Annotated in this window: 17 protein-coding genes; 12 read left to right on the forward strand and 5 right to left on the reverse strand. The window is 75.4% G+C overall.

Going from position 1 to position 25,661, the window contains the following annotated elements; all coding sequences use genetic code 11:
- Nucleotides 1–5 precede the first annotated feature (5 nt).
- From XF36_RS12485 to XF36_RS12500, 4 genes are read left to right on the forward strand one after another with little or no spacing between them, the layout of a single operon-like run.
- Entirely contained in the window at nt 6–260 is a 255-nt protein-coding gene (locus tag XF36_RS12485; protein WP_060712116.1) for a DUF7218 family protein, read from the forward strand.
- A 12-nt stretch (nt 261–272) separates the two neighbouring features.
- Nucleotides 273–1,046 carry a 5-formyltetrahydrofolate cyclo-ligase gene (locus tag XF36_RS12490; RefSeq protein WP_082375371.1) on the forward strand — a complete coding sequence of 258 codons (774 nt, stop codon included), beginning with the start codon at nt 273–275 and terminating at the stop codon, nt 1,044–1,046.
- The gene (locus tag XF36_RS12495; protein ID WP_060712117.1) at nt 1,043–1,558 is read left to right on the forward strand and encodes an O-acetyl-ADP-ribose deacetylase; all 516 of its coding nucleotides are present in this window, start codon (nt 1,043–1,045) and stop codon (nt 1,556–1,558) included. The genes XF36_RS12490 and XF36_RS12495 overlap by 4 nt, the downstream gene beginning before the upstream one ends.
- A gap of 4 nt (nt 1,559–1,562) precedes the next feature.
- A complete protein-coding gene (locus tag XF36_RS12500; RefSeq protein WP_060712118.1) occupies nt 1,563–2,072 on the forward strand; it encodes a gamma carbonic anhydrase family protein in 510 nt (169 codons plus the stop codon).
- Nucleotides 2,073–2,138: 66 nt separating this feature from the next.
- Here XF36_RS12500 and XF36_RS12505 read toward each other — a convergent pair whose 3' ends face one another.
- The 3 genes from XF36_RS12505 to XF36_RS12520 all read right to left on the reverse strand — a co-directional run bounded on the left by XF36_RS12505 (nt 2,139) and on the right by XF36_RS12520 (nt 4,195).
- Nucleotides 2,139–2,795 (reverse strand): maleylpyruvate isomerase family mycothiol-dependent enzyme, encoded by a 657-nt coding sequence (locus XF36_RS12505; protein WP_060712119.1) that lies wholly within the window; start codon nt 2,793–2,795, stop codon nt 2,139–2,141.
- A 346-nt stretch (nt 2,796–3,141) separates the two neighbouring features.
- Complete coding sequence (locus XF36_RS30365) at nt 3,142–3,489, reverse strand: maleylpyruvate isomerase N-terminal domain-containing protein (RefSeq protein ID WP_060712121.1); 348 nt, start codon at nt 3,487–3,489, stop codon at nt 3,142–3,144.
- A gap of 10 nt (nt 3,490–3,499) precedes the next feature.
- Nucleotides 3,500–4,195, reverse strand: a complete 696-nt coding sequence (locus tag XF36_RS12520) for a FadR/GntR family transcriptional regulator (protein WP_238589241.1) — start codon at nt 4,193–4,195, stop codon at nt 3,500–3,502.
- A gap of 86 nt (nt 4,196–4,281) precedes the next feature.
- Between XF36_RS12520 and XF36_RS12525 the strand changes: the two genes are divergently transcribed.
- From XF36_RS12525 to XF36_RS12560, 8 genes are all read left to right on the forward strand, one after another.
- Nucleotides 4,282–5,088 (forward strand): (Fe-S)-binding protein, encoded by an 807-nt coding sequence (locus XF36_RS12525; RefSeq protein WP_168169505.1) that lies wholly within the window; start codon nt 4,282–4,284, stop codon nt 5,086–5,088.
- Nucleotides 5,085–6,578, forward strand: a complete 1,494-nt coding sequence (locus tag XF36_RS12530) for a lactate utilization protein B (protein WP_060712123.1) — start codon at nt 5,085–5,087, stop codon at nt 6,576–6,578. Before XF36_RS12525 ends, XF36_RS12530 begins: the two co-directional genes overlap by 4 nt.
- Nucleotides 6,575–7,222 carry a LutC/YkgG family protein gene (locus tag XF36_RS12535; RefSeq protein ID WP_060714647.1) on the forward strand — a complete coding sequence of 216 codons (648 nt, stop codon included), beginning with the start codon at nt 6,575–6,577 and terminating at the stop codon, nt 7,220–7,222. The genes XF36_RS12530 and XF36_RS12535 overlap by 4 nt, the downstream gene beginning before the upstream one ends.
- 155 nt (nt 7,223–7,377) lie before the next feature.
- The gene (locus XF36_RS12540; RefSeq protein WP_060712124.1) at nt 7,378–8,424 is read left to right on the forward strand and encodes an ABC transporter substrate-binding protein; all 1,047 of its coding nucleotides are present in this window, start codon (nt 7,378–7,380) and stop codon (nt 8,422–8,424) included.
- Nucleotides 8,425–8,429: 5 nt separating this feature from the next.
- Nucleotides 8,430–9,488 carry a FecCD family ABC transporter permease gene (locus XF36_RS12545; RefSeq protein WP_060712125.1) on the forward strand — a complete coding sequence of 353 codons (1,059 nt, stop codon included), beginning with the start codon at nt 8,430–8,432 and terminating at the stop codon, nt 9,486–9,488.
- Nucleotides 9,485–10,627, forward strand: a complete 1,143-nt coding sequence (locus XF36_RS12550; RefSeq protein ID WP_145981347.1) for a FecCD family ABC transporter permease — start codon at nt 9,485–9,487, stop codon at nt 10,625–10,627. The genes XF36_RS12545 and XF36_RS12550 overlap by 4 nt, the downstream gene beginning before the upstream one ends.
- A 19-nt stretch (nt 10,628–10,646) precedes the next feature.
- Complete coding sequence (locus XF36_RS12555) at nt 10,647–11,510, forward strand: ABC transporter ATP-binding protein (protein ID WP_082375373.1); 864 nt, start codon at nt 10,647–10,649, stop codon at nt 11,508–11,510.
- Nucleotides 11,507–12,340, forward strand: a complete 834-nt coding sequence (locus XF36_RS12560) for a siderophore-interacting protein (protein ID WP_060712126.1) — start codon at nt 11,507–11,509, stop codon at nt 12,338–12,340. The genes XF36_RS12555 and XF36_RS12560 overlap by 4 nt, the downstream gene beginning before the upstream one ends.
- Before the next feature lie 42 nt (nt 12,341–12,382).
- Here the strand turns inward: XF36_RS12560 and XF36_RS12565 are convergent, their stop codons facing one another.
- Nucleotides 12,383–13,471: a TIM barrel protein gene (locus tag XF36_RS12565; protein ID WP_193394011.1), complete on the reverse strand. Its 1,089-nt coding sequence runs from the start codon at nt 13,469–13,471 to the stop codon at nt 12,383–12,385.
- Entirely contained in the window at nt 13,471–25,569 is a 12,099-nt protein-coding gene (locus XF36_RS34810; protein WP_082375374.1) for a non-ribosomal peptide synthetase, read from the reverse strand. Before XF36_RS34810 ends, XF36_RS12565 begins: the two co-directional genes overlap by 1 nt.
- Nucleotides 25,570–25,661 lie beyond the last annotated feature (92 nt).

A 25,661-nucleotide genomic window follows, 5' to 3' on the forward strand; every position in this document is an offset into this window, starting at 1 on the left:
CCACCATGGCGAGCAGCATCAAGGACGACGAGATGTACGAGCGCCTCCGCGAGGAGGGCAACTCCAAGGAGAAGTCCGCGCGGATCGCGAACGCCGCGGCCGCCGAAGGGCGCGACACCGTCGGCAGGCGCGGCGGCGAGCACGGCGACTACGAGGACCAGACCAAGGACGAGCTCTACGCCCAGGCGCAGAAGGTCGGCATCCCCGGTCGCTCGGACATGACCAAGGACGAGCTGATCCGGGCCCTGCGCGAGCACTGACATCATCGGGGCATGAGCCGCCGTCACGACCACGACGCCGGGGGCGACCCCGGGACCCTCGCCCGCAAGGCCGAGCTGCGTGACGAGGTCTGGAGCGCACTCACCGAGCAGAAGGCCTCCCGTTTCCCCGGCGCGCGGAACCGGATCTCGAACTTCGTCGGTGCCGAGGCCGCGGCCCGCCGGCTGCGCGAGCTGGAGGTCTGGCGGGCCGCGGGCACCGTCAAGTCGAACCCGGACTCGGCGCAGCTCCCGGTGCGGCAGTACGCGCTCGAGGACGGCAAGACGGTCTACATGGCCGTCCCGAGGCTGGCCGAGGCCGACCCGTTCTTCCTGCTCGACCCCGACCACCTCGCCGATCCGCCGCGCCGGGCGGTCTCGATCGCGAACGCCACCCGCTCGGCCCGCCGGGTCGCCGTCGCGGACCTGGAGCCGGTCGACCTCGTCGTCACCGGCTGCGTCGCGGTCGGCGTCGACGGCGCGCGGCTGGGCAAGGGCGGCGGGTTCGCCGACCTGGAGTTCGCGCTGGCCCGCGCGGCCGGTCTGATCTCCGACGACACGCTGGTCGTCACGACCGTGCACGAATTGCAGGTGCGCGACGCCGGTGTCGTCCCGTGGGCCGGTCACGACGCACCGGTCGACCTGATCGTCACCCCGGACCGGGTCGTCGACTGCCGGGAGCACCGGCGCAGGCGCCCCGAGGGCGGCATCGTGTGGGACTCGCTCACCGAGGAGAAGATCGCGGCCATCCCGCTGCTGGGGCGGCTGCGGGAGGAGGCACGCGCATGAGGATCTTCTGCGAGCGCGGCGACATCACCGAGGCCCGGGTCGACGCCGTCGTCAACGCCGCCAACTCCGGCCTGCGTGGCGGGGGCGGTGTGGACGGTGCCATCCACCGGTGCGGCGGCCCCGCGATCCTCGCCGAGTGCGAGCGGCTGCGCGCCACGGACCTGCCCGACGGGCTGCCCACCGGCCACGCCGTCGCGACGACCGCCGGGAACCTGCCCGCCCGCTGGGTGATCCACACCGTCGGGCCGGTGCACGCGAAGGGCGAGGACCGCTCCGCCCTGCTGGCGAGCGCCTACCGGGAGCCGATGCGCGTCGCGGACTCCCTCGGCGCCCGCACCGTCGCCTTCCCCGCCGTCTCGGCCGGGATCTACGGATGGCCGATCGACGACGCCGCCCGGATCGCCGTCGGCACCGTCCGGGAGGTCGCCGGCGCGGGCACCGGTGTCGAGGAGGTGCGGTTCGTGCTCTTCAGTGACGACGTCCTCGCCGCGTTCGAGACCGCCCTAGGCTGACCCCATGATCACCGTGAACGGCCACACCCCGCAGGTCCACGACCAGGCCTGGGTGGCGCCCGGCGCCGTCCTCGCCGGCGAGGTGAGCGTCGGCGCGGAGACCGGGATCTGGTACACCTGCGTCCTGCGGGCCGATCTGGCCCCGATCACCGTGGGCGCGCGCACCAACGTGCAGGACGGCTCGGTGCTGCACGCCGACCCCGGCTTCCCCATGGTCATCGGCGACGGCGTGACCATCGGCCACCGCGCGGTCGTACACGGCTGCACGGTCTCCGACGACGTGCTGATCGGCATGGGCGCGGTGCTGATGAACGGGGTGCACGTCGGAGCCGGGTCGCTGATCGCCGCAGGGGCGGTCCTCACCCAGGGCACGGTCGTGCCCCCCGGGTCGCTGGTCGCCGGGGTGCCGGGGAAGGTGCGCCGGGAGCTGAGCCAGGCCGAGCGCGACTCGATCCCGCTCTCCGCCGCCGCCTACGTGCACCTGCTGGGCCTGCACCGCGACGCGACCGCCTGACCCACCGCCGCCGGCACCGGAACGGCGTACGAACCGAGCGACGGAGCGGAGCCGGAGGGCCGGGGGTCAGCAGCCGGTCAGGCGCCCGGCGAACGTCGCGACGCCGTCACCGGCCAGCCGCTCCAGGACCGCGGGCCGCCCGCAGGCCGCGAGCAGCACGTCGATCCCGTCGCCCTGCACCGTCGCGCCGTCGCCCCCGGCGAACCCGACGTCGTCGGCGACGAACCGCAGCCCCGCCAGCCGGTCTCGGCTCGTGAACGCGCTCGGGTGCTGTCCGACCACGAACTCCAGCGCGATCCGCAGGCCCTCGGGGTCGGACTCGCGGGGCAGCCCGAGCGGGACGGTGACGTCGGCGGTGTGCACCAGGATGTCGGTCATCGGGCCCCGCAGACCGACCCCGGGGATGGCGAACCGGCTGTCCGCGTGCTCGCGGAGGGTCGCGACGATCTCCGGCACCGGCCGCGCCGCGAGGCGAGCCGCCCCCCGGTCGATGGCACGGTCGATGTCGCCGCGGGCCGCGACCATGTCGGCGAGCACCGTGCCGAGGTTCATGGTGACCACCGACGCGGTGTGCCCGGCGACGGTGCGCACGTCCCACTCCGAGCACAGGCTGGGGCTCGCGAGCTGCCCGGCGTCGAGCGACTCGACCAGGTCGGCGAAGCCGCGGCGGTGGCGTGCGGAGACCGCGAGCACGACCTCTGTGGGAACGGCGGACGCGGACACGGGACCCCCTCCGGCGGGCCGCCCGGCCCGCGACGGCGCCAAGCCTAGAGTGTGAGCCGACCGGCGAGCGTCGCGACGCCGCCCCGTGAGCCGGTCCAGCACGGCCGGTCGTCCGCAGGCGGCCAGCAGCACGTCGACGCCGTGTCCCCGGACCTCCGCGCCCTCGCCTTGCGCGAACCCGGCGTCGTCGGCGACGAACCGCAGGCCGGCCACCCGGTGCTTCGTGGTGAACCCGGCGGGACCCTACCGACGACGAAGTCGAGCGCGACGCGCACGTCGGCGGGGTCGGGGTCGAACGGCAGCCCGAGCGGGACCGTGACGTCGACGGTGTGCACGAGCGCGGCGGTCATCGGGCCGCGCCCCGATGCCGGGCGGGGCGACGGAGCTTTCGGCCCGCTCGCGCAGGACCGCGACCAGCTCCCCGATCGGTCGGGTCGCCTCCCGCCGCGCGGCCCGGTCGACCGCCCGGTCCACGTTCCCGCGCGCCCGGCAGCACCTGGACCAGGAACGACGGCACCGTCGTGGTCAGCGCGGACACCAGGTGCCCGGCGTCGGTCCGCACGTCCCACCCGGCGCACAGGCTCGGCGCCGCGAGCTGCGCCGCGTCGAGTGAGAAGACGAGGTCGGCGAACCCGCGCCGGTACCGGGCGGACACCGCGACGACGGCAGCGTCGGGCAGGTCGGAGGTGGTCACGGCGGTGAGCCTAGGCAGGTCGGACCCGGCCGTGGAAGGCGCGGATGTGCGCCTCGATCCGGTCCGCGGCCAGCGCCGGGTCACCGTCGGCGAGGGCGGCGTGGATGTCGCGGTGCTCGGCCCGCAGCCGATCGCGCAGTGCGGGCCAGTCCCCCTGGGCCTGCATCGCGTCGAGCAGCACCCCGCGCACCGACTCCCGGATCGCCCGGGTCAGCTCCCCCACCAGGCGATTGCCCGCCGCCGCGGCGATCGCGACGTGGAAGGCGATGTCGGCGTCACTGAAGGCGGCCGGGTCGAGGTCGGCGTCCATGGCGTCCAGCGCGGTCGTCCACTCCAGGAGGTCCGACGCCGAGCGCCAGCGCGCGGCGAGCCCGGCGGAGAACCGCTCGAGCATGACCCGGGCCTCGGTCACGTCGTCGACCGGGAACGAGTCGACCGCCAGGTGCAGGGCCAGTACCCGCCCGAGCGCCCGCGCCGGGGCCGGTACGACGACCGTCCCGGAGTCGACGCCGGTGCCCACCTGCGAGCGGATCACGCCCTGGGCCTGCAGCACCCGCAGCGCCTCGCGGACCGCCTGGCGGGACGCACCGAGCCGGGCGGCGAGCTCGCGCTCCGGCGGCAGCCGGTCCCCCGGGCGCCACTCGCCGCTCGTCAGGCGCTCCTCGACGTGGGCGAGCACCATCTCGTGGGCGGCGGGAACACGCACGTCGTCCTCCTGCTTGTGTGTGGTCCGACCATACCGCTACCTTGGTCGGACCACACCCTCCGTCCCACCACGTCACCGGAGGCGCCATGTCGAACCCACCGCCCCGCGTCGGCCTCATGGTCACGTGCCTGAACGACGCCCTGTTCCCGGACACCGGCGCGGCCGTCGTGTCCCTGCTGCGCCGGCTCCGCGTCGACGTCGAGTTCCCCGCCGCCCAGACCTGCTGCGGCCAGCCGATGGTCAACACCGGCTACCTCGACGAGGCCGTCCCGCTCGTGCGCAACCACCTCGACGCCTTCGCCGGCTACGACGCCGTCCTCGCGCCGTCCGGCTCCTGCGCGGGCTCGGTGCGCCACCAGCACGGGCTGGTCGCGCGCCGCTCCGGCGACCCCGGCCTGGTCCGCGGCGTGGAGGTGGCACCGCCGGTCTACGAGCTGAGCGAGTACCTGGTCGACGTGCTCGGCGTCGTCGACGTCGGTGCCTACTTCCCGCACCGCGTCACCTACCACCCGACCTGCCACTCGCTGCGGATGCTGGGGGTCGGCGACCGGCCGACCCGACTGCTGCGCGCGGTGCGCGGGCTGACCCTGCTCGACCTGCCGGGCGCGGCCGAATGCTGCGGGTTCGGCGGGACGTTCGCGGTGAAGAACGCCGAGACCTCGATCGCAATGGGCAACGACAAGGCCCGCCACGTCCGCTCGACGGGCGCGGAGGTCCTCGTCGCCGGGGACAACTCGTGCCTGATGCACGTCGGCGGGCTGCTGTCGCGGCAGCGGTCGGGGATGCGGGTGATGCACCTGGCCGAGGTGCTGGCACAGACCGAGCCGGTGGTCGCCGGCGAGGGCCGGGCCGGCGACGGACGTTCCGTCGGCAGTGCGGGGGTGGCCCGGTGAGCGGCACCTTCCTCGGCACCCCGTCGTTCCCGACCGCGGCGAGGCACGCGCTGGAGGACTCCCAGCTGCGCCGCAACCTCGCGCACGCGACGGGCGTCATCCGCACCAAGCGGGCAGGCGTCGTCGGCGAGGTGGACGAGTGGGAGCAGCTGCGCCTGGCCGGTGAGGCGATCAAGAACCGGGTGCTGCGGCACCTCCCCGACTACCTGGAGCAGCTCGAACGCTCGCTGACCGCGGCCGGGGCCACCGTGCACTGGGCGCGCGACGCGGCCGAGGCGAACGCGATCGTCGTCGACATCGCGCGCCGGCACGGCACCGACGAGGTCGTCAAGGTCAAGTCCATGGCCACCCAGGAGATCGACCTCAACTCGGCGCTGGAGGCCGCGGGCATCCACGCCTGGGAGACCGACCTCGCCGAGCTGATCGTGCAGCTCGGCGACGACCTGCCCAGCCACATCCTGGTCCCGGCGATCCACCGCAACCGCGCGGAGATCCGGGAGATCTTCCTGCGCGAGATGGGCAGCGCCGGGCGCGCCGCCCCGGCCGACCTGACCGACGAGCCGAAGCGTCTCGCCGCGGCCGCCCGGGAGCACCTGCGGGAGAAGTTCCTGCGGGCCAGGGTCGCGGTGTCGGGGGCGAACTTCGCCGTCGCCGAGACCGGGACACTGACCGTCGTGGAGTCCGAGGGCAACGGCCGGATGTGCCTGACCCTGCCGGAGGTCCTGGTGTCGGTGGTCGGCATCGAGAAGGTCCTGCCGACCTTCCAGGACCTGGACGTGATGCTGCAGCTGCTCCCCCGGTCCTCGACCGGGGAGCGGATGAACCCCTACACCTCCACCTGGACCGGGGTCACCCCCGGCGACGGGCCGCAGGAGGTGCACGTGGTGCTGCTGGACAACGGGCGCACCGACGTGCTGGCCGACCCGACCGGACGCCAGGCGCTGCGCTGCATCCGTTGCTCGGCCTGCCTGAACGTGTGCCCGGTCTACGAGCGCACCGGCGGACACGCCTACGGCTCGGTCTACCCGGGTCCGATCGGCGCGATCCTCACGCCGCAGCTGCGCGGGGTGGGCACCGACCCGCAGACCGACTCGCTGCCATACGCCTCCAGCCTGTGCGGGGCGTGCTTCGAGGTCTGCCCGGTCCGCATCGACATCCCCGAGGTGCTGGTGCACCTGCGCGCCGAGGTCGTCGACGCGCACCAGCGGGCGAGCCGGGTGCCGTCGGTTCAGGACGTCGCGATGCGGGCGGCGTCGTGGACACTGTCCTCGGCGGCGCGGACCGGTGCCGCGGAGAAGGCGGCCGGGCTCGGTGGTCGGCTGGTCGCGCGGCTGGGACGCACCGTCCCCGGCGGGCGGACCGTGCTGGGCGCGATCCCCGGTCCGGCGAGCCCGTGGGCGGACTCGCGCGACGTCCCGGTGCCGGCGGAGGAGTCGTTCCGGGAGTGGTGGAAGCGGACGAACGGCGGCCGGGACGGGAGCTGGGCATGAGCGCGCGTGAGGCGATCCTGGCGAAGGCCCGGCGGGCCCTGTCCGACGTGCCCGACGTCGAGCCGGTACTCGACGTGGAGGTGGTCCGCCCGGTTCCCGACCGGTCGCCGTCACACGCGCAGGTCGTGGATCTGTTCGTCGAGCGGGTCGCGGACTACCGCGCCGTCGTCGAGCGGGCGGCTCCGGACACGGCGACCGCGCGGGTCGCCGGAGCGCTGGCGGGCCGGACCCCGCTCGCGGGTTCCGGGCCGCTGCGGATCCTGGTGCCACCGGGCTTCCCGGCCGGGCTGGTACCCGCCGATGTCGAGGTCGTCGCCGACGGGCCCGGCGTCGTGGTGTCCGAGTTGGACCGGTGCGACGGCGTGCTGTCGACGGCCGCCATCGGCATCGCCGAGACCGGCACGATCGTCCTCGACCACGGGCCGGGCCAGGGCCGTCGTGCCGCGACCCTGGTCCCCGACCTGCACGTCTGCGTGATCCGCGCCGACCAGATCGTGGCCGGGGTACCGGAGGCGGTGGCGGCGCTGGACCCGGTACGACCGCACACCTGGATCAGCGGGCCGAGTGCGACCAGCGACATCGAGCTGGACCGGGTGGAGGGCGTGCACGGGCCGCGGACCCTGCACGTGGTGATCGTCGGCTGATCCGGGCCGAGCCGACAAGCCGGGGGTGCTGTGGACGACACCCCCTTGGCCGACGCATGGACGGCAGCATAGGCTCGCCTAACTTCGTCAATTTGTCGGCTCGGTCCGGAACGCCCCTTTCCCGGGCGGCCGCCGCTCCCCAGGGAAGGACGGTCATGGCTCTCTCCATGGTCCGCAGAGGCCGGCGGAACGCCGTGCCCGCTCTCGCGCTCGCGCTGCTGCTGACGCTGACCGCCTGCGCCGGCTCCGGTGGTGGGGACTCCGGCGTCGGCCCCGCCGGCGGACCAGCGCTCCCCGCGGCCGAGGGCACCACGCAGTACCCGCTCACGCTGACGACGTGGGCCGGCGAGACCGTGCTGGAGGAGCGCCCGGAGCGCATCGCCGTGATCGGCTTCTCGCCCAACCTCGACGCGCTCGAGGCGCTCGGCGTCACCCCGGTCTACACGATGGCCGAGGAGAGCGAGTGGCCGTGGCGCAGCCAGGAGTGGCTGTCCGGGATCGAGATGCGCGACACCGTCACCCGGCGCGACCCGATCAACTTCGAGGGCATCGCCTCGACCGACCCCGACCTGATCGTCGCCACCAACTTCGTCCAGGACGACGTCACGTTCGAGCGCCTGAGCTCGATCGCCCCGGTGCTGGAGAACCCGGAGAAGGTGGCAGGCGACCAGATCTCCTGGCAGGAGACCCAGCGCATGGTCGGCCGCGCGCTCGACCTGCCGGCGGCCTCCGAGACCGCGATCGCCGAGGCCGAGCAGGCCATCGACGCGGTCGCCCGGGAGCACCCGCAGTACGCGGGCCGGACGATCACGATCGCGACGGACTACACCCAGTCGGGCATCGACTACTACACCGTGACCGGCGGCACCGCGGAGCGCATCGTGACCCGGATGGGCTTCGCACCCAACCCGCTGGGCCGGCAGTTCGTCTCCGACCCGAGCGTCGCCGACGAGCAGGTCGGCCAGCTCGACGGCGACGTGCTGGTGATGTTCTACAACGACGCCGCGGGCCGGACGGCCCGGGAGGCCGCACCGCTGTTCCGAACCGTGCCGCCGGTCGCCGAGGGCCGCTACGTCGGCATCACGATCGACGAGCCGGGCAGCGAGCTGACCTGGGTACTGCGCCGCGGCGCCAGCGTGACGAGCCTGCCGTGGGCGGTCGGCGAGCTGGCGAGGCGGGTCGACGGGCTCGACCTCGGCTGACGCCGGTGACGACCGGACACCTCTCCCGGCGACGCACCGGGCGGGCGGCCCCGCCCGCCCGGTCGTCGCTGCACCGTCGTCGCGCACTGGGGCTAGGCGGAGTCGTCGTCGCGCTCGCGGTGGCGATGCTGCTGAGTCTGGCGCACGGGGCCAACCCCATCGGCTACGACCAGGTGTGGTCCGCGCTGTGGTCCCGGGACGGCTCGCAGGCCTCGATCCTCGTCTGGACCGAGCGGTGGCCGCGCACGGTCGTCGCGCTGCTGGTCGGTGCCGCCCTCGGCGTCGCCGGTGCGGTGATCCAGGCGCTCACCCGCAACCCGCTGGCCGAGCCCGGCATCCTCGGCGTCAACGCCGGCGCCGGGTTCGCCGTCACGCTCGGCGCCGGGATGCTCGGGCTCTCGGGCATCAGCCAGTACGTGTGGTTCGCGTTCCTGGGCGCGGCGGTGACCACCGTCGTCGTGTTCGTCATCGGCGCGGCGGGCGGCGGCACGACGTCGCCGGTCACCCTGGTGCTCGCCGGCGTGGCGCTCGGCGCGGTGCTCAACGGGTTCTCCACCTTCCTCACTTTGATCGACCCGGAGACCTTCCGGGCGTTCCGGAACTGGGGGCTGGGCTCGATCGCGCGCACCGGGCTGCCCGACACGCTGCTCGTCGCCCCGTTCCTCGTCGCCGGGCTGATCGGCGCTCTCGCGCTGGCCGGCCCCCTGAACTCGATCGCGCTCGGCGACGACCTGGCCACCTCGCTCGGGACGAAGGTCGCCCGGGCCCGGATGCTCGGCATCGTCGTGGTCACCCTGCTGGCCGGTGGGGCGACGGCGCTGACCGGCGGGATCGCCTTCGTCGGGCTGATGGTGCCGCACGTGGTGCGCTGGTTCGTCGGACCCGACCAGCGGTGGATCATCGCCTTCTCGGCCGCGGCCGCGCCGGTGCTCGTGCTCGTCGCCGATGTGCTGGGCCGGGTCGTCGCCCGCCCCGGGGAGATCGAGGTCGGCATCGTCACCGCGATCATCGGGGCGCCCGTGCTGATCGCCCTGGTCCGGCGGCGGGAGGCGAGCGGCCTGTGACCCGAACCGACAGTGCTGACCGGGCTGCCGGGCACACCTCAGCCGACGGACGGTCCCCCGGCGCCGGCGACGCGGCCGGGGTGGACTTCGGCTACGCGCAGCGGACCGTCCGCACCCCGCTGTTCTCCGGCCGGATCGGGCTGCGGCTCGTCGGCGTCTCGGCGGCGGCGCTCGCCGTCGCGCTGGGCGTCTCGGTCCTCGCGCTCGGGCTGGGCGACTACCGGCTCGGTGTCGACGAGGTCGCCCGCGCACTGGTCGGCGCCGGGCAGCGGTTCCAGCGCACCATCGTTGTCGAGTGGCGGCTGCCGGTCATCGCAGCGGCCCTGGTGTTCGGGGCGCTGCTCGGGATCGGCGGGGCGATCTTCCAGTCGCTGACCCGCAACCCGCTCGGCTCGCCGGACGTCATCGGGTTCGACGCGGGCTCCTACACCGGGGTGGTGCTGACCATCCTGGTGTTCGGCGCGGGCGGCTACTGGGACATCGCGGCCGCCGCGCTGACCGGTGGCCTGCTCACCGCGGTGGCGGTCTACCTGCTGGCCTACCGCGGGGGGGTCGCCGGGTTCCGGCTCATCATCGTCGGCATCGCGGTCGCGGCGATGCTCGGCTCCGTCAACGCCTACCTGATCACCCGGGCCGACATCGACGAGGCGCTGAGCGTCGGTTTCTGGGCCGCCGGTTCGGTCGCCGACGTCACGTGGTCGTCGATGCTGCCGTCGTTGGCCGTCGCCGCGGTGCTGGTGATCGCGACGGTCGTCGGGTCGCCGTCGTTGCGCCGGTTGGAGCTCGGCGACGACGCCGCCGTCACCCAGGGCACCCGGGTCGGCACTGCGCGGCTGTCGCTGCTGCTCGTCGGGGTGGCGACGACGGCGCTGGTGACCGCGGCGGCGGGCCCGATCGCGTTCGTCGCGCTGGTCGCCCCGCAGATCGGGCGCCGCCTGAGCCGTTCGGCGGGGGTGAGTACGCTCTCCGCCGCCTGCACGGGCGCAGCCCTGCTGGCCTGCGCCCACCTGCTGTCCCTGCTGATCGCCGAGGTGTACCGGGCGGTCCCGGTCGGCCTCATCACGGTCTGTCTGGGCGGCATCTACCTGATCTGGCTGCTGGTGCACGAGGCCCGCCGGCAGTACGGCACACACCCATGACCGGGAACGGGAGCCCCCGATGACCAGCACGACCTCCGGGCAGACGCACCTCACCGGTGACGACGCGGCGAGCGGGCGCGGTGCACCGCGGATCGTCACCCGGGACGCCACCATCGGCTACCGGCACCGGGTCGTGGCCGAAGGCCTGTCGGTCGAGATCCCCGACCGGTCGTTCACCGCGATCATCGGGCCGAACGGCTGCGGGAAGTCGACGGTGCTGCGCGCGTTGTCCCGGATCCTGGCGCCGGCCCACGGTGAGGTGCTCCTCGACGGACGCGCGCTCGCCGGCCTCCCGGCCAAGGAGGCCGCCAGGGAGCTGGGTCTGCTGCCGCAGAGCTCCCCCGCCCCCGACGGCATCCGGGTCGCCGACCTGGTCGCCCGCGGCCGCGCGCCGTACCAGAACCTGTTCCACCAGTGGCGCCCCTCCGACGAGGCGGCGGTGCGCGGCGCGCTGGAGGCGACCCGGCTCACCGAGCTGTCCGGGCGGCCGGTCGCCGAGCTGTCCGGCGGCCAGCGCCAGCGGGTCCGGGTCGCGATGCTGCTCGCCCAGGACACCCCGATCATGCTGCTGGACGAGCCGACCACGTTCCTCGACATCGCCCACCAGTACGAGCTGATGGAGCTGTTCCGCACCCTGCACGCCGACGGGCGGACGATCGTCGCGGTGCTGCACGACCTGAACCAGGCCGCCCGCTACGCCGACCACCTGGTCGTCCTGCGCGACGGCCGGGTCGTCACCGCCGGCGCCCCGGAGGCGGTGATCACCCCCGAGCTGATCGAGGAGGTGTTCGGCCTGCGGTGCCTCGTCGTCCCCGACCCCGTCACCGGCACCCCCACGGTGGTGCCGCTCGACCCCCGTTCGACCACGGAAGGAACCCGATGACCGCTCCCGGAACCCGTACCCGGCGGCCCCAGATCGTGCTCGAGGTGCTCGAGCGCATCCCGCTCTCACCGCACCTCGTGCGCATCGTCGCGGGCGGGCCGGCGCTGGCCGACGCCGCCGACAACGCAGCCGCGGGCCACACCGACACCTACGCCAAGATGCTGTTCCGCCCGGCCGGGTCGGACCTGGTCCCGCCCTACGACCTGGCGGCGCTGCGCGAGGAGCTCCCCGTCGAGCAGCTCCCCTCGACCCGCACCTACACGATCCGCCGCTTCGACCTCGCCGCCGAGCGGGTGTGGATCGACTTCGTCGTGCACGGCGACGCCGGTGTCGCGGGACCGTGGGCGGCGGGCGCGCAGCCGGGCGACCCGGTCGTCCTCGGCGGTGTGGGCGGTGGCTACTCCCCCGACCCGGCCGCGGACCGGCACGTGCTCGCCGGCGACGAGTCCGCCCTTCCGGCGATCGCGTCCGCGCTGGAGGCCATGCGCCCCGACGCCCGCGGAGTGGCGCTGGTCGAGGTCGGCTCGACGGCCGACGAGCTGGACCTCGTCCACCCCGACGGCGTCGAGCTGCGATGGCTGCACCGCGGCGACGCCGAGGCGGGGACGAGCACCGTGCTGGTCGACGCGGTCCGCGCGCTGGAGTGGCCGGCCGGGGACGTGCAGGTCTTCGCGCACGGCGAGCGCGGGGCGATGAAGGCGCTGCGCCCGTACCTGACCGACGAGCTCGGGGCCGACCGGTCCCGGATGTCGCTGTCGGCGTACTGGGCGCACGGCCGCGGCGAGGACGTCTTCCAGGCCGAGAAGCGCGAGCCGGTCGGCCGGATCTGAGCCGGCGGGCACCTGCGGCGGGCCGCCGCAGGTGCCCGCGCGTCAGACGCCCGCCCCGGCCCGGTCCACCAGCTTCTTCAACGCGGCCGCGCCGCGGGCGGCGACCTCGGCCGGGTCCCGCCGGCGCAGGTCGGGGTCGAACAGCTCCAGGGAGAGCGGCCCCCGGTACCCGCCCGCCAGCACCGCCGCGAGCGGCCCGGCGAGGTCGAACTCGCCGTCGCCGGGCAGGCAGCGGTGGTTGCGGCTCCACTGCGCGAGGTCCCCGGTCCGCCAGGGCGCGTCCGACACCTGGACCAGCGAGATCTTCTCGGTGGGCACCTCGGCGACGGTCCCGGCGCCCTCACCCCGGCAGATGAGGTGGAACGTGTCGACGGCGACGGTCAGCGCCGGGTGGTCGGCGCGGCGCGCGACGTCCCACGCCTCGGAGAGCCGGCCGATGTGGGTGCCCCAGGCGAGCGCCTCGAAGGTCACCGTCATCCCGCGCGCGGCGGCGGTGTCGGCCAGTGTCGCGAGCTGGCGGGCGGACACGTCGGGGTCGGGATCGGCGTCGGCCTCGGTGTTGGACACGACCAGGATCGACGACGTGCCGAGCTCGGCCATCACGTCCAGCTCTCCCCGGAAGCGGGTCAGGGCGTCGTCGAACTCCGCGGCGCCCAGGCCCTCGGCCCGCCGGAACGGCTGGTAGAGGTCGATGGACAGGCCGAGCTCGGCGCAGCGGGCGGCGACGTCGGCGGCCGGGAGCGGCGAGCCCTGCAGGTCGGCGTCGAGGAGCTCGACGCCGTCGAACCCGGCCGCCGCGGCGGCGTCGAGCTTCTCGGCGAGGGTGCCGCCGAGCGACACCGTCGCGATGCAGGTGCGCAGTCGGGCGTCGCCCGCCGGGGCGGCACCCGCCGCGCCGCCGCCCTGCATCTCGCGCAGCAGGTCCAGCCAGCGCTCCAGCCTGCGGTCCTCGGCGAGCAGCACGAAGCTGATGTCGGACACCCCGGCGCGGCGCCAGCGGTCCACGAGCTCCATCGTGCGCACCGAGTCCAGGCCCTGCTCGCGCAGGTCGAGCCGGCGGTCCAGCTCGCCGGGCTCGAGGAACAGCAGCTCCGCGACGTCCGCGGTCGCTTCGTCGGCGGTCAGGCTCATCAGTGGTCCTCCTGGGGGTCGGTCCCCGGGTCGATGCGGTCGAGCAGGCCGGTCAGGTGATGCGCCCAGCGCGGAAGGCCGCCGTCCGGGCGGACGATCGAGTTGTGGTCGGTGCCGGTGACGTGCACGGTGCGGGCCGCCGGGAGGTGCGCGGTCCACGCGGAGATCCCGGTGCCGTCGGCCGGGACCGGCGGGCCGGCCGCGACGAGCAGTGCCGCGCAGCCGAGCTCGCCGGTGGTGGGTTCGGCCATGTGCCGCTCGCAGCGCAGCCCGGACACGGCGAACGCGGTCAGCTGGGTGCGGTCGGCGAACACCTCGGCGCTCGCCTCCGCACCGAGCACCTCGCGCAGCTCCGCCGCCGTCGCCGCCAGGAACTCGCGCTGCCGGAGCTCGTCGGCCGCCACCGGGACGCCGTCGCGGGGCTGCACGTCACAGGGGTCGGGGACGTGGTCGGGACCGGTCGGCGTGGTGTCGACGATCGTGAGGGTCGCGACCGTGCTGCCGCGGGCGACCAGCTCCCGGCCGACGGCGAACACGATGTGCCCGCCGAAGGACCAGCCCAGCAGGTCGTAGGGGCCCTCGAGCTGGGCCCGTTGGACGGCGTCGGCGTACACCGACGCGAGCTCGGCCATCGAGCCGAACTCGGTGTCGAGCCCGGTATGGGCCGGGTCCTGCAGCCCGACGACGCCGACGCCGTCGGGGACGTGACCGGCCAGTCCCGCGTACAGCGAGGCGTGCCCGTAGCGGGCGTGCGCGCAGAACAGGTGCCGGCCGGTCGTCGACGGGACGAGCGGGACGAGCACGGCGCCGGCGACGTCGGCGGCCCCGTCCCCCCCGGTGGCGGACGCAGCGGGGCCGTCGGCCGGGTACGTCCCGTCGACCAGCGCGGCGAGCGCGGCGACCTGCTGGGCGGCGAACACGTCGCGCACCAGCAGCGACGAGCCGAGCCGCTCGTTCAGCCGCGCCACCAGCCGCATCGCGAGCAGCGAGTTGCCGCCGATGTCGAAGAACCCGGCGGTCGCCGAGACCTCCGGCACCCCGAGCAGCTCGGCGACGGTCCCGGCGACCGCGGCCTCGGTCGGAGTCCGCGGCGCCACGTACTCGACGGCCGTGGCCGTGATGTCCGGCAGCGCCCTGGCGTCGATCTTGCCGTTGACCGTCAGCGGGATCTCCGCGACCACGGCCAGCCCTGCCGGGACCATGTAGTCCGGCAGCAGGCTGCGGACCCGGGCGCGCACCGCGTCGAGGTCCACCGTCCCGGTCCCCCCGGTCGCCGGGACGACGTAGCCGTGGAGCGCGGTCGCGCCCCGGGGGTCGGCGCGGGCGATCACGGCGGCGCGGGCGACCTGTGGGTCCCCGGCCAGCACGTCGGCGACCTCGCTCGGCTCGATCCGGTAGCCCCGGATCTTGACCTGGTCGTCGGCCCGGCCCAGGTACTCGATGGTCCCCTCGGGTCTCCAGCGGGCCAGGTCACCGGTCCGGTACATCCGGGTGCCCGGCTCCCACGGACAGGCGACGAACCGCTCGGCGGTCCGGCCAGGGGCCGACCAGTACCCACGCGCGATCCCCGCCCCAGCCAGGTAGAGCTCGCCCGGCACACCGTGCAGCGCGGGCTGCAGGGCCTGGTCGAGGATGTAGGCGCGGGTGTTGATGATCGGCCGCCCGACGCTGGGGGTCTCGGACCGCGCGAGGTCGGCGCCGAGCGCGTTGACCGTGTACTCGGTCGGCCCGTACAGGTTGTAGGACTCGACGCCCGGAGCCGCGCGTAGTTGTTGCCACAGCGTGTCCGGGACGGCCTCGCCGCCCAGGGACACGAACACCACCCCGGGTGCGTCCCCCGCGACCGACCGGCCGGCGGGCCGGTCCCGGTCGAGCAGGCCGGAGTCGACCAGCAGCTGCCCGTAGGACGGGGTGACGTCGAACCCGTCGATCCGGGCGTCGTCGTAGTGGGCGAGCAGCCGCTGCGGCTCCCGTCGCAGCTCCTCGTCGATCACGTGCACCTCGTGCCCGTTGAGCAGCCAGAACAGCTGCTCCCACGACGCGTCGAAGGAGAACGACGTCGTGTGCGCGATTCGCATCCGGCGTCCGCCCTGGTGGGCCGCGACCCGGTCGAAGATCTCCGTGACGTGGTTGGCGTACATGTTGGTCAGGCCGCGGTACCCGACGGCGACGCCCTTGGGCACCCCCGTCGAGCCGGAGGTGAAGATGATGTAGGCCAGGTTGTCCTGGTCGACCGGGCCGCCGCGCTCGGCATCGGTCACCGGGCCCGGGTCGCCCGCGGCGATCTCGGCCAGGACCGTCGGGTCGTCGAGGTCGAGCGCCTCCCCGGTGCCGTCGGCGGGCCCCAGCAGGCGGGCCGCGTCCCGCGCCGTCACCAGGGTGACCGTCGGGCGGGCGATGTCGAGCATCGTCGCGATCCGTTCGTCGGGGTGCTCGGCGTCGACCGGGACGTAGGCCGCTCCGACGGTGAACACCGCGAACATCGCGACGATCATTCGTTCGTCCCGTGGGAGCAGCAGCGCGACCCGGTGCTCGGGGCGCACGCCGTGCGCGAGCAGCAGCCGCGCGTACCGGTTCACCTCGGCGGCGAACCCGGCGAAGGTGAGGCGGCGGTCGCCGGCGACGATCGCCGTCTCCTCCGGGGAGCGGCCCACCTGCTCGCGCAGCAGGTCGCCGACGGTCACCGCGGGCACCGCCCGGGTGGTCCCGGCGGGTGGCGGCGGTTGCTCGCCGGGAAGGTGGACGCCGATGCGGCCGACCGGCAGGTCGGGGTCGCCGGTGAGCTCACCGAGGACGTGCAGGTAGCGCTCGGTCAGCCGGTCCGCGTCGGCGGCGTCGAGGGCGTCACGCCGGTAGGACAGGCGCACGTGCACGGCGACGCCGTCGTCCTGCTCCCACGGGTTCACCGCGACGGTGACCGGGTAGTGGGTCGCGTCGTTGACCGTCCCGCCGGTGACCCGCAGCCCACCGGGCCGCGTATCCCCGGTGCCGAACGGGTCGAACGGCAGGTTCTGCACCACGAACAGGGTGTCGAACAGGGCTCCCAGCCCGGCCGCGTCCTGGATCCGGGTGAGCTCCGCATAGGGGTGGTCGAGCACCGGTGCCTGCTCGGTCCGGACCCGGGTGAGGAGCTCGCCGACGGTCTCGGCGGGCCGGGTCGTCACCCGCATCGGCAGCGTGTTGAACAGCAGCCCGACCATCCGGTCGGAGTCGGGGAGCTCCGGTGGGCGTCCGGAGACGGTGTTGCCGAACACGACGTCGGCGGTGCCGGTGACCCGGGCGAGCGTGAGCGCCCACGCCGTCTGCAGCAGCGTGCCGACGGTGACCCCGGCCCGGCGTGCCGCGGCGTACACGGCGGTCGCTGCGTCCGGGGTGAGGTCGCGGTGCACGTCACCGGTCTCGACGCGGGCCAGGCCCAGGTCACCGCCGGCGGGCCACAGCAGGGTCGGTCCGGTGATCCCGGCCAGGTGGTCGTCCCATGCCCGGTACGCGGCCGCGGTGTCGCGGCCCTCGAGCCAGTCGAGGTAGTCGGTGAACGACGCGGGTGGGGTCCGTCCGAGCACTCCCGGATCCGCGTAGGCGTCGACGATCTCGGCCAGCAGCGCGTTGATCGACCATCCGTCCAGGAGGACGTGCTCGAACGTCATCGCGAGGGTGGCCGCCCGCTCGACGTGCCGGACCAGGGTGAACCGGATCAGCGGCGGGTCGTCGATGTCGAACGGCTCGTGCCGCTCGCGCTCCAGGTAGGACGCGACGGTCTCGCCGGCGAGGTCGTCCGGACCGACGACACGGAACGGCACCGCGGTCCTGGCCGGGACCACCGCCACCTCGGTGTCGCGCAGCGGGACGAAGCCCGCGGACAGGTTCGGGTAGCGGCCGACGACCCGCTCGACCGTGCGGCGCAGGTGCTCGACGTCGACATCGCCGGCGAGCTCGCGCAGCACCTGGGAGACGTAGGCGTTGTGGTCGCCGGCCTCCCGGGCCCGGACCATGTGGTAGAGCAGGCCGCTCTGCAGCGCGGACAGCGGCAGCAGCAGGAGGTCCTCGCCGTGGCGGGCCCGGATGGCGGCGGCGTCGGCCGGCGCGACGCGGACCCGGTCGGCGGGCCGGAGCCGGGGTCGGCTCGGGCGGCGGGTGCCCGCGGCGTCGTCCTGCGGGTCGGCCGCCGGGTCCAGGGTCAGCGCGGCCCGGGTCCGGTAGGAGTCGACGAGCTGCGTGGCGAGGCCGGCGACGACCTCCAGTGCGTCCTCCGGGGTGCCGGTGGGCCCGGCCAGTGCGGGACCATCCGGGTGCCCGGTCAGCTCGGCGGTGCCGTCGTCGCGCCGCAGGAGGGTGAGCGGTCCCGCGCCGGGGACGGCGAGGCCCAGGTACTCCAGCGCGGCCCGCCAGGACGCGGTGTCCTCGGGCCCGACGTCGGTGAGCACGCGCCGGACCCGGGGCCCGGTGGCGGCGGCGCCCCCGTCGTCGGCGGGGTCGGCGGCGGCCCGGACCAGCTGCAGGAGGTGGCGCACCGGCAGCTGCGGGTGGCGCGCGCCGTAGGTCAGGAACCGGCGGACCTCCGCCAGCAGCCGCTCCGCCGTCCCGGCCGAGAACAGCTCCCGGGTGGCGTCGAGCCGCAGCTCCAGCTCCCCGTCGGGCTGCCGCACGACGGCACCGACCAGGTCGAACAGCGCGGACCTGGCCCGGTCCTCACCCGCGGCGGCGACGACGGCGGGGTCCGGGACGAGCCGGCCCCCCGGGCGGGAGTCGTCCCGTCGGGAATCGTCCCGTCGGGAATCGTCCCGTCGGGAATCGTCGAGGAAGGCGGCCATCACCTGGAACAGTGGGCTGACGCCAGGGAGCCGCGGGGGTGCGAGTGCCTCGACGACGGCGGAGAACGGGACGTGCTTGTGCTCGCCCGCGTCGACGATCCGGTCGCGGATGCCGGTCAGCAGCGCGCCGAACCCGGCGGTGTCGTCGATGTCCGCGCGGACGACCACGGTGTTGACGAGATAGCCGATGGCATCGGCGAGCTCGGGCTGGTCGCGCAGCTCGACCGGGGTGCCGATGGGCACGGTGGTCCCCGCCCCCTCGGTCCACAGGGTCAGTGCCAGCGCAGTGACCAGCGCCTGCAGAGGGGTGGCCCGCCGGTCGGCGAGGAGCCGGTCGACGGCGGCGGACTCGTCACGGTCCAGCCCGGAGCGCACGGTCCGGACGGTGCGGACCGTGCGCTCCGAGCGCGGCCGGTCCAGCGGCAGCCGAGTCTCGGCCGGGAGATCGGCCAGGACCGTCTGCCAGTGGTCCACCTCGGCCCGGAACCGCGAGCCGGGGGCGTCGCGGTCGCCGAGGGTGCGCCGCTGCCACACCGCGAACTCGGCGGACTGGGCGAGCAGCCGGGGCAGCGCGGCGGGTGTCCCGGTCACCTCGGCGTCATAGAGCGCGTCGAGGTCGCGGACCAGTGGGCGCACCGATCCCTCGTCGATCACGATGTGGTGGCCGTGCACGACGAGCAGGTCGCCGCCGCCGCCGGCCGAGCCGGGGCCGGTGACCCGGAGCAGGGTGAACCCGACCCCGCCGTCGGTGGCGAGGTCGCGCCGCTGCGCGAGCAGCTCGCCGACCCGCCGGGGAACGGCGTCGGCGGCGACGGTCTCGACCGCCGGGACGGGGGCCTGCTCCAGAGGCCGGACGACCTGGGTGAGCTGGCCGTCGTCGTCGGCGACGAAGGTGGTGCGCAGGATCTCGTGACGCTCGGTGAAGCGGTGCACGGCACGGCGCAGCGCCGCGGTGTCGGCGCCGCCGGGGACTCGCAGCACGACACCGACCTGGTAGGCCGGGCCCGTGCCGAGCTCGTCGACCACCCACAGCGCCTGCTGGCCGTACGAGGCCGGGACCCGGTCGGGCCGGACGACCTCGGTGATCGGCGGCAGCGGTGAGGTGTCGTGGCGGGCGGCGCCGGACACGGCGTCGGCGAGCCCGGCGATCGTCGGACGGGCGAACACGTGCCGCATCCGCAGTGCGGAGGCGAGCGTGGTGTTGATCCGGGTCAGCAGCCGCGCGGCGAGCAGCGAGTCGCCGCCGAGTCGGAAGAAGTCGTCGTCGACGCCGAGCGGGTGGCCGTCGCCGAGTCTCAGGACCTCCCGGACGTGGTCGGCGAGGGCGATCTCGGTCGGGGTGCGGGGCGGCCGACCGCCCGGGGCCGACGCCGCCGGGGCGGGGGCGGGCAGGGCGCGCCGGTCGACCTTGCCGTTCGGGGTGAGCGGCAGCTCGTCCAGTACCACGACGGCCGACGGCACCTGATGGTCCGGCAGCCGCTGCGCCGCGAACGACCGCAGCGCCTCGGGCCGGGTGTCCTCCGGGTGTCCGGGGTGGACGGTCACGTAGCCGACGAGCTGCAGGCCGCCCGCCGGGCGGGGCACCGCGACGACGACGGCCGAGGCGACCGCCGGGTGCTCGCGCAGCACCGCGCGCGTGTGCTCCGGTTCCACCCGGTGCCCGCGGATCTTGATCTGGTGGTCGGCCCGGCCGAGGTGCTCCAGCTGGCCGTCGGCGGTCCACCGGGCGAGGTCCCCGGTGCGGTAGAGACGACCGCCCTCGGCGTCGAACGGGTCGGCGACGAAGCGCGCCGCGGACAGCCCCGGGCGACCGAGGTAGCCGTCGGCCAGCTGGGCCCCGCCCACGTACAGCTCCCCGGTGACCCCGGGGGCGACCGGGCGCAGCCGCCCGTCCAGGACCCGGGCCCGCAACCCCGGCAGCGGGCGCCCGATCGGCACCCGCCCACCGGTTCCGGCGTCGTCGGGGCAGCGACCGTCGAGGACCGCCGCGGTGGCGTCGCCGGTGACCTCGGTGGAGCCGTAGAAGTTGTGCAGTGTCGCGTCCGGCGCGGCCCGACGCATGGCGTCCCGGGTCGCGGCCGGCAGCGGCTCCCCCGAGGACACCCAGTGCCGCAACGAGTCCAGGTGCCCGGCCGGGTCGTCTGCGGTCATGCCGTCGGCCAGGGCCGGGACGGTGAGCAGGTGGGTGACGGCGTGGTCGCGGACCGCCCGGCGCAGCGCGACGGCGTCGCGGGCGGTCCCGTCCGGCACGACGACGACCGTCGCGCCCGCGGTCAGCGGCCCGAACAGCTCGGTCACCGCGTCGACGAACCCGACCCCGCTCTTGGCCAGCGCGGTCGCGGTGCCGTCCAGCCCGAGCCGGGCGTTGCCCCGGGCCAGCCGGTGCGCGAGGGCGGCGTGGGAGAGCTGCACGCCCTTCGGCTCGCCGGTGGTCCCGGAGGTGAAGAGGATCTGTGCCGGGTCCTGCGGGCCGGGCCCGGCCCCGGGTTCCGCGGTCCCGCGGTCGAGAACGGTGCGGGTCGCGTCGTCGTCCATCAGGAGCCGCACCGGGGTGCCGGGGCCAGCGGGGTGGGCTGCCGCGGTGGCCCGGTCGGTCACGACCACGGCCGGCGCACAGGCGGCGACGATCCGGGCGACGTGTGCCGCCGGGTGCGCCGGGTCCACGGGAACGCAGGCCGCGCCGGCCCGCAGCACCCCGGCGAGCACGACGACGAGGTCGGTGCCGCGCGGCAGCAGCACCGCCACCCGACCCCCCGCGGCCGCGCCGTGCCCGCGCAACAGCGCGGCCAGGGCGTCGACCCGGGCGTCGAGCTCGGCGGCGGACCAGCGGGTCCCGCGGGCGGCGTCGACCACGGCGGTGGCGTCCGGGTCGGTCCGGGCGCGCCCGCGCAGCATGTCGTCCACCGTGGACGGCCCGACCGGTTCCGCGGCGGGCCCGTGGGACCACCGCTCGATCCGCTCGGCGTCGTCGACGGGCAGCACGTCGAGGTCCGCGACGCGCTGCCGCGGGTCGGCGGCGATCGCGCCGAGCACCCCGGTGAGGACGGCGACGAACCGCTCGGCCGTGGCCCGGTCGAACAGGTCGGTCGCGGCGCTGACGTAGCCGCCAACCCCTGCGGGGGCGTCGACGAGGTAGACGTCGAGGTCGGTCTTGACCGCTCCGAGCTCGGCGGGGTCACGGCGGGACCGCACGCCGGGCAGGTCGAGCGGCTCGGACTCCTCGACGAGCCGCAGGTGGGTGAGCAGCACCTGGTGCACGGGGTTGCGCCGGGCCGAGCGCGGCGTCCCCAGCGCGGTGACGATCTGGTCGAACGGTGCGGCCTGGTGGGCGAACCCGGAGAGCACGGTCTCCCGGGTGCGGTCGAGCACGTCGGCGAGCCGGTCCCCGGGCGCGATCCGGTGCCGCAGGGGCAGCACGCCGGCGAAGTAGCCGACCGCGTCGGCGACGCCCTCCTCGGTGCGGCCACCGACCGGTGACCCGACGACGACGTCGGCGCCCGGGCCGGGTCCCGTGTCACTGGTCCCAGTGTCGCCGCTCCCGGTGTCGCCGAGCATCGCCACGGCGAGGGCGACCGCGGCATGGGCGACCATGAACGAGGTGACGCCGAGGTCCTCGGCCACGGTGCGAAGATCGGAGCTCACCTTGGGATCCAGGGTGAACGCGACGTCCTCGCCCCGGTGGGTGGGCTCGACCGGCCGCGGCCGGTCGGCGCAGATCGTCGACTCCTCGGGCGCCCCGGCCAGCGCGCCCCGCCAGTAGGCCAGGTGCCGGGCCAGCTCCGAGCTCGGGTCGTCCGGGCGGCCGAGGTGCTCGCGCTGCCAGAGCGCGTGGTCGGCGTACTGCACCGGCAGCGGCGCCCAGTCCGGCTCACCACCGGCCAACCGCGCCCGGTACGCCGTCGACACGTCCCGCAACAGCACCGGCAACGACCACTCGTCCACCGCATGGTGATGCACCGCCAACACGAACCGCCACCCGTCGGCCGCCGTCCGCAACAACGCCGCACGCACCGGCAGATCGGCGGCCAGATCGAACCGCGCCCGCACCACGGCGTCGACACGCCCCCCGACCACCTCCGGACGGGCACCCGTCAGGTCCTCAACCGCCACGGGCACCTCGACCTCGGCCACGGGCACGATCTCCTGCAGCAACCGGCCGTCGCCCTCGCGCAGCAACGTCCGCAGCGCCTCGTGCCGCACGACCACGTCACGCACGGCACCGACCAGCGCATCGACGACGACGTCACCGGTCAGCGTCATGACGATCGGGACCACGTAGCGGCCACCGGGCCCGCCGAGCCGGTCGGCGAACCACAGTGCCAGCTGCCCGTAGGAGGCGGGCACCGGGTCCGGGCGGGGGATGTCGCCCGGACGGACGGCCGGGCGTGCCGAGCCGGCGGCGTCGACCAGTGTCGCGAGCGCGGCGACCGTGGGGCGGTCGAACACGTCGCGCAGGGTCGTCGCGGCGCCGGTGGCGGCGTTGATCCGGGCGACGAGCCGGGTCGCGAGCAGCGAGTGCCCGCCGAGACGGAAGAAGTCGTCATCGGCGGAGAGTTCCGCGTCCGGGCCGAGCGACAGCACCTCGCGGAAGGCCTCCGCGAGCAGCCGTTCGGTGTCGGTGGCCGGGGCCCGCCCGCCGGCGTCGGTGGCCGGTCCGGGTGCGGGCAGCGCGCGGCGGTCCACCTTCCCGTTCGGGGTGAGCGGCAGCGCGTCGAGCTCCACCAGCGCCGAGGGCACCAGGTGCTCGGGGAGGCGCTCGGTGAGGAAGGTCCGCAGCTCACCGGGCAGGTCCGGCCGGGTCCGGCCGGGACGGGCGGTCACGTACCCGACGAGCCGGGTGCCGCCCGCCGGGTGCTCCCCGGCGACGACGACGGCCGACGCGACGTCCGGGTGTGCGCGCAGCGCTGCCCGCGCCTGCCCGGGCTCGACCCGGTGTCCGCGGATCTTCACCTGGTCGTCGGCACGACCGAGGTGTTCGAGCTGCCCGTCGGCGGTCCACCGGGCCAGGTCACCGGTGCGGTAGAGCCGGGTGCCGGGGCGGCCGAACGGGTCGGCGACGAACCGCTCGGCCGTGGGACCCGGCCGTCCCCGGTAGCCGTCGGCGAGCTGGGGGCCGCCCAGGTACAGCTCCCCGGTGACGCCCGGGGCGACCGGGCGCAGCCAACCGTCGAGGACCCGGGCGGTGACGCCAGGCTGCGGGCGCCCGATCGGCACCCGGGTGCCGGCCGGGACGAGCCCGTCGACGTCGGCGACCGTGGCGTCGCCGGTGACCTCGGTCGAGCCGTAGAAGTTGTGCAGCGCCGCGGCCGGCGCGGTCCGGCGCATGGCGTCCCGGGTACCGGGCGTCAACGGCTCCCCCGAGGACACCCAGTGCCGCAGCGTGTGCAGGACCGGCCCCCCGGAGCCGGCGACGTCGGTCCCGGCGAGACCGTCGGCGAGGGCGGGCACGGTGAGCAGGTGGGTGACCGCGTGCTCCTCGACGGCGGCGGCGAGCGCCGCGGCATCGCGCGCGGTCGCCTCCGGGGCCACGACGACGGTGGCACCGGCCGTGAGCGGCCCGAACAGCTCGGTGACCGCGTCGACGAACCCGACCCCGCTCTTGACCAGCGCGGTCGCGCCGGCGTCGAGGTCGAGCAGCGCGTTGCCCCAGTCCAGCCGGTGGGCCAGGGCCGCATGACTCAGCTGCACGCCCTTCGGCTCCCCGGTGGTGCCGGAGGTGAAGACGATCTGGGCGGTGTCACCCGGCGACGGCGCGGGCAGCGGCGGGGCGGGGACCTCGACGCGGTCGGGGATGTCGGAGACCGCGAGCAGCCGCTCCGCGCCGACCGGCAGGTCAGGTCCCCCGGCCCCGGTGACGACGAGCCGGGGCCCGGCCACCTCGACCAGCCGTGCCAGGTGCGCGGCGGGGTGCGCCGGGTCGAGCGGCACGCAGGCCGCACCGGCCCGCAGCACGCCCGCCAGGACGCCCACCAGCTCGGTGCTGCGGGGCAGCAGCACCCCGACCCGGTCGCCCGGGTTCACGCCGCGGGCTGCCAGGGTCGTGGCGACGGCGTCGATCCGGGCATCGAGCTCGGCGGCGGTCCACCGGCGTCCGTTCGCCCCGTCCACCACCGCGGTGCCCGACGGGTCGGCGGCGGCCCGACGGCGCAGCAGGGCGTCCACCGTGGGAGGAACGGCGCCGTCGGTGTTTCCGGTCCCGGTCGGGCCGTGGGCCCAGTCCGCGAGGCGGGCGGCGTCGTCGTCGGGCAGCAGGTCCAGCCCGGCGACCGGCAGGTCCGGGTCGGCGGCGATCGCGGCCAGCGCCCGGGTGAGCACCACGACGAACCGCTCCGCGGTGCCCCGGTCGAACAGGTCGGTCGCGGCCGTGACGAAGCCGTCGACGCGACCGGGGGCGTCGGTCAGGTACACGTCGAGGTCGGTCTTCGCCGCGCCGATGCCGGTGGTGTCCGGGCGGGCGTCGGTGCCCGGCAGCGTCAGCGGGTAGGGCTCCCCGGTGTGCTGCTGGTGGGTGAGCATGACCTGGTAGAGGGGGTTGCGGGCGGAGTCGCCCGCCGCACCGGTGGCGGCGACGATGCGGTCCAGCGGTGCGTCCTGGTGGGCGAAGGCGTCGAGCACGGTCTCCCGGACCCGGGCCAGAACGTCGGCCGGGCGGTCGCCGGCCGCGATGCGGTGGCGGATCGGGAGGACGCCCGCGAAGTAGCCGACCACGTCGTCGACGCCGCCCTCGGTGCGGCCGCCGACCGGCGACCCCAGGACCACGTCGCGGGTGGCGGCGCCGGTCCCGTCGAGCGCGGTCACCGCGAGGGCCACCGCGGCCTGGGCGATCATGAACGAGGTGACCCCGTGGCGGGACGCGACGGCGCGCAGGCCGGCCACGACGTCGTCACCGAGGGTGAAGGCGACGTCCGTGCCGCGGTGGGTGGGCTCGACCGGCCGCGGCCGGTCGGCGCAGATCGTCGACTCCTCGGGCGCCCCAGCCAGCGCGCCCCGCCAGTAGGCCAGGTGCCGGGCCAGCTCCGAGCTCGGGTCGTCCGGGCGGCCGAGGTGCTCGCGCTGCCAGAGCGCGTGGTCGGCGTACTGCACCGGCAGCGGCGCCCAGTCCGGCTCACCACCGGCCAACCGCGCCCGGTACGCCGTCGACACGTCCCGCAACAGCACCGGCAACGACCACTCGTCCACCGCATGGTGATGCACCGCCAACACGAACCGCCACCCGTCGGCCGCCGTCCGCAACAACGCCGCACGCACCGGCAGATCGGCGGCCAGATCGAACCGCGCCCGCACCACGGCGTCGACACGCCCCCGACCACCTCCGGACGGGCACCCGTCAGGTCCTCGACCGCCACGGGCACCTCGACCTCGGCCACGGGCACGATCTC

This window comes from Pseudonocardia sp. HH130629-09, assembly GCF_001294645.1.
In the GTDB taxonomy this organism is placed as follows: Bacteria; Actinomycetota; Actinomycetes; order Mycobacteriales; family Pseudonocardiaceae; genus Pseudonocardia.

What these genes read in the sequence shown, in the direction of transcription:
- XF36_RS12555 (WP_082375373.1), top strand. Translation starts at nt 10,647, where the DNA reads ATGACCAGCACGACCTCCGGGCAGACGCACCTCACCGGTGACGACGCG.
- XF36_RS12485 (WP_060712116.1), top strand. Translation starts at nt 6, where the DNA reads ATGGCGAGCAGCATCAAGGACGACGAGATGTACGAGCGCCTCCGCGAG.
- XF36_RS12525 (WP_168169505.1), top strand. Translation starts at nt 4,282, where the DNA reads ATGTCGAACCCACCGCCCCGCGTCGGCCTCATGGTCACGTGCCTGAAC.
- XF36_RS12490 (WP_082375371.1), top strand. Translation starts at nt 273, where the DNA reads ATGAGCCGCCGTCACGACCACGACGCCGGGGGCGACCCCGGGACCCTC.
- XF36_RS12535 (WP_060714647.1), top strand. Translation starts at nt 6,575, where the DNA reads ATGAGCGCGCGTGAGGCGATCCTGGCGAAGGCCCGGCGGGCCCTGTCC.
- XF36_RS12565 (WP_193394011.1), bottom strand. Translation starts at nt 13,471, where the DNA reads ATGAGCCTGACCGCCGACGAAGCGACCGCGGACGTCGCGGAGCTGCTG.
- XF36_RS12540 (WP_060712124.1), top strand. Translation starts at nt 7,378, where the DNA reads ATGGCTCTCTCCATGGTCCGCAGAGGCCGGCGGAACGCCGTGCCCGCT.
- XF36_RS12500 (WP_060712118.1), top strand. Translation starts at nt 1,563, where the DNA reads ATGATCACCGTGAACGGCCACACCCCGCAGGTCCACGACCAGGCCTGG.
- XF36_RS12495 (WP_060712117.1), top strand. Translation starts at nt 1,043, where the DNA reads ATGAGGATCTTCTGCGAGCGCGGCGACATCACCGAGGCCCGGGTCGAC.
- XF36_RS12560 (WP_060712126.1), top strand. Translation starts at nt 11,507, where the DNA reads ATGACCGCTCCCGGAACCCGTACCCGGCGGCCCCAGATCGTGCTCGAG.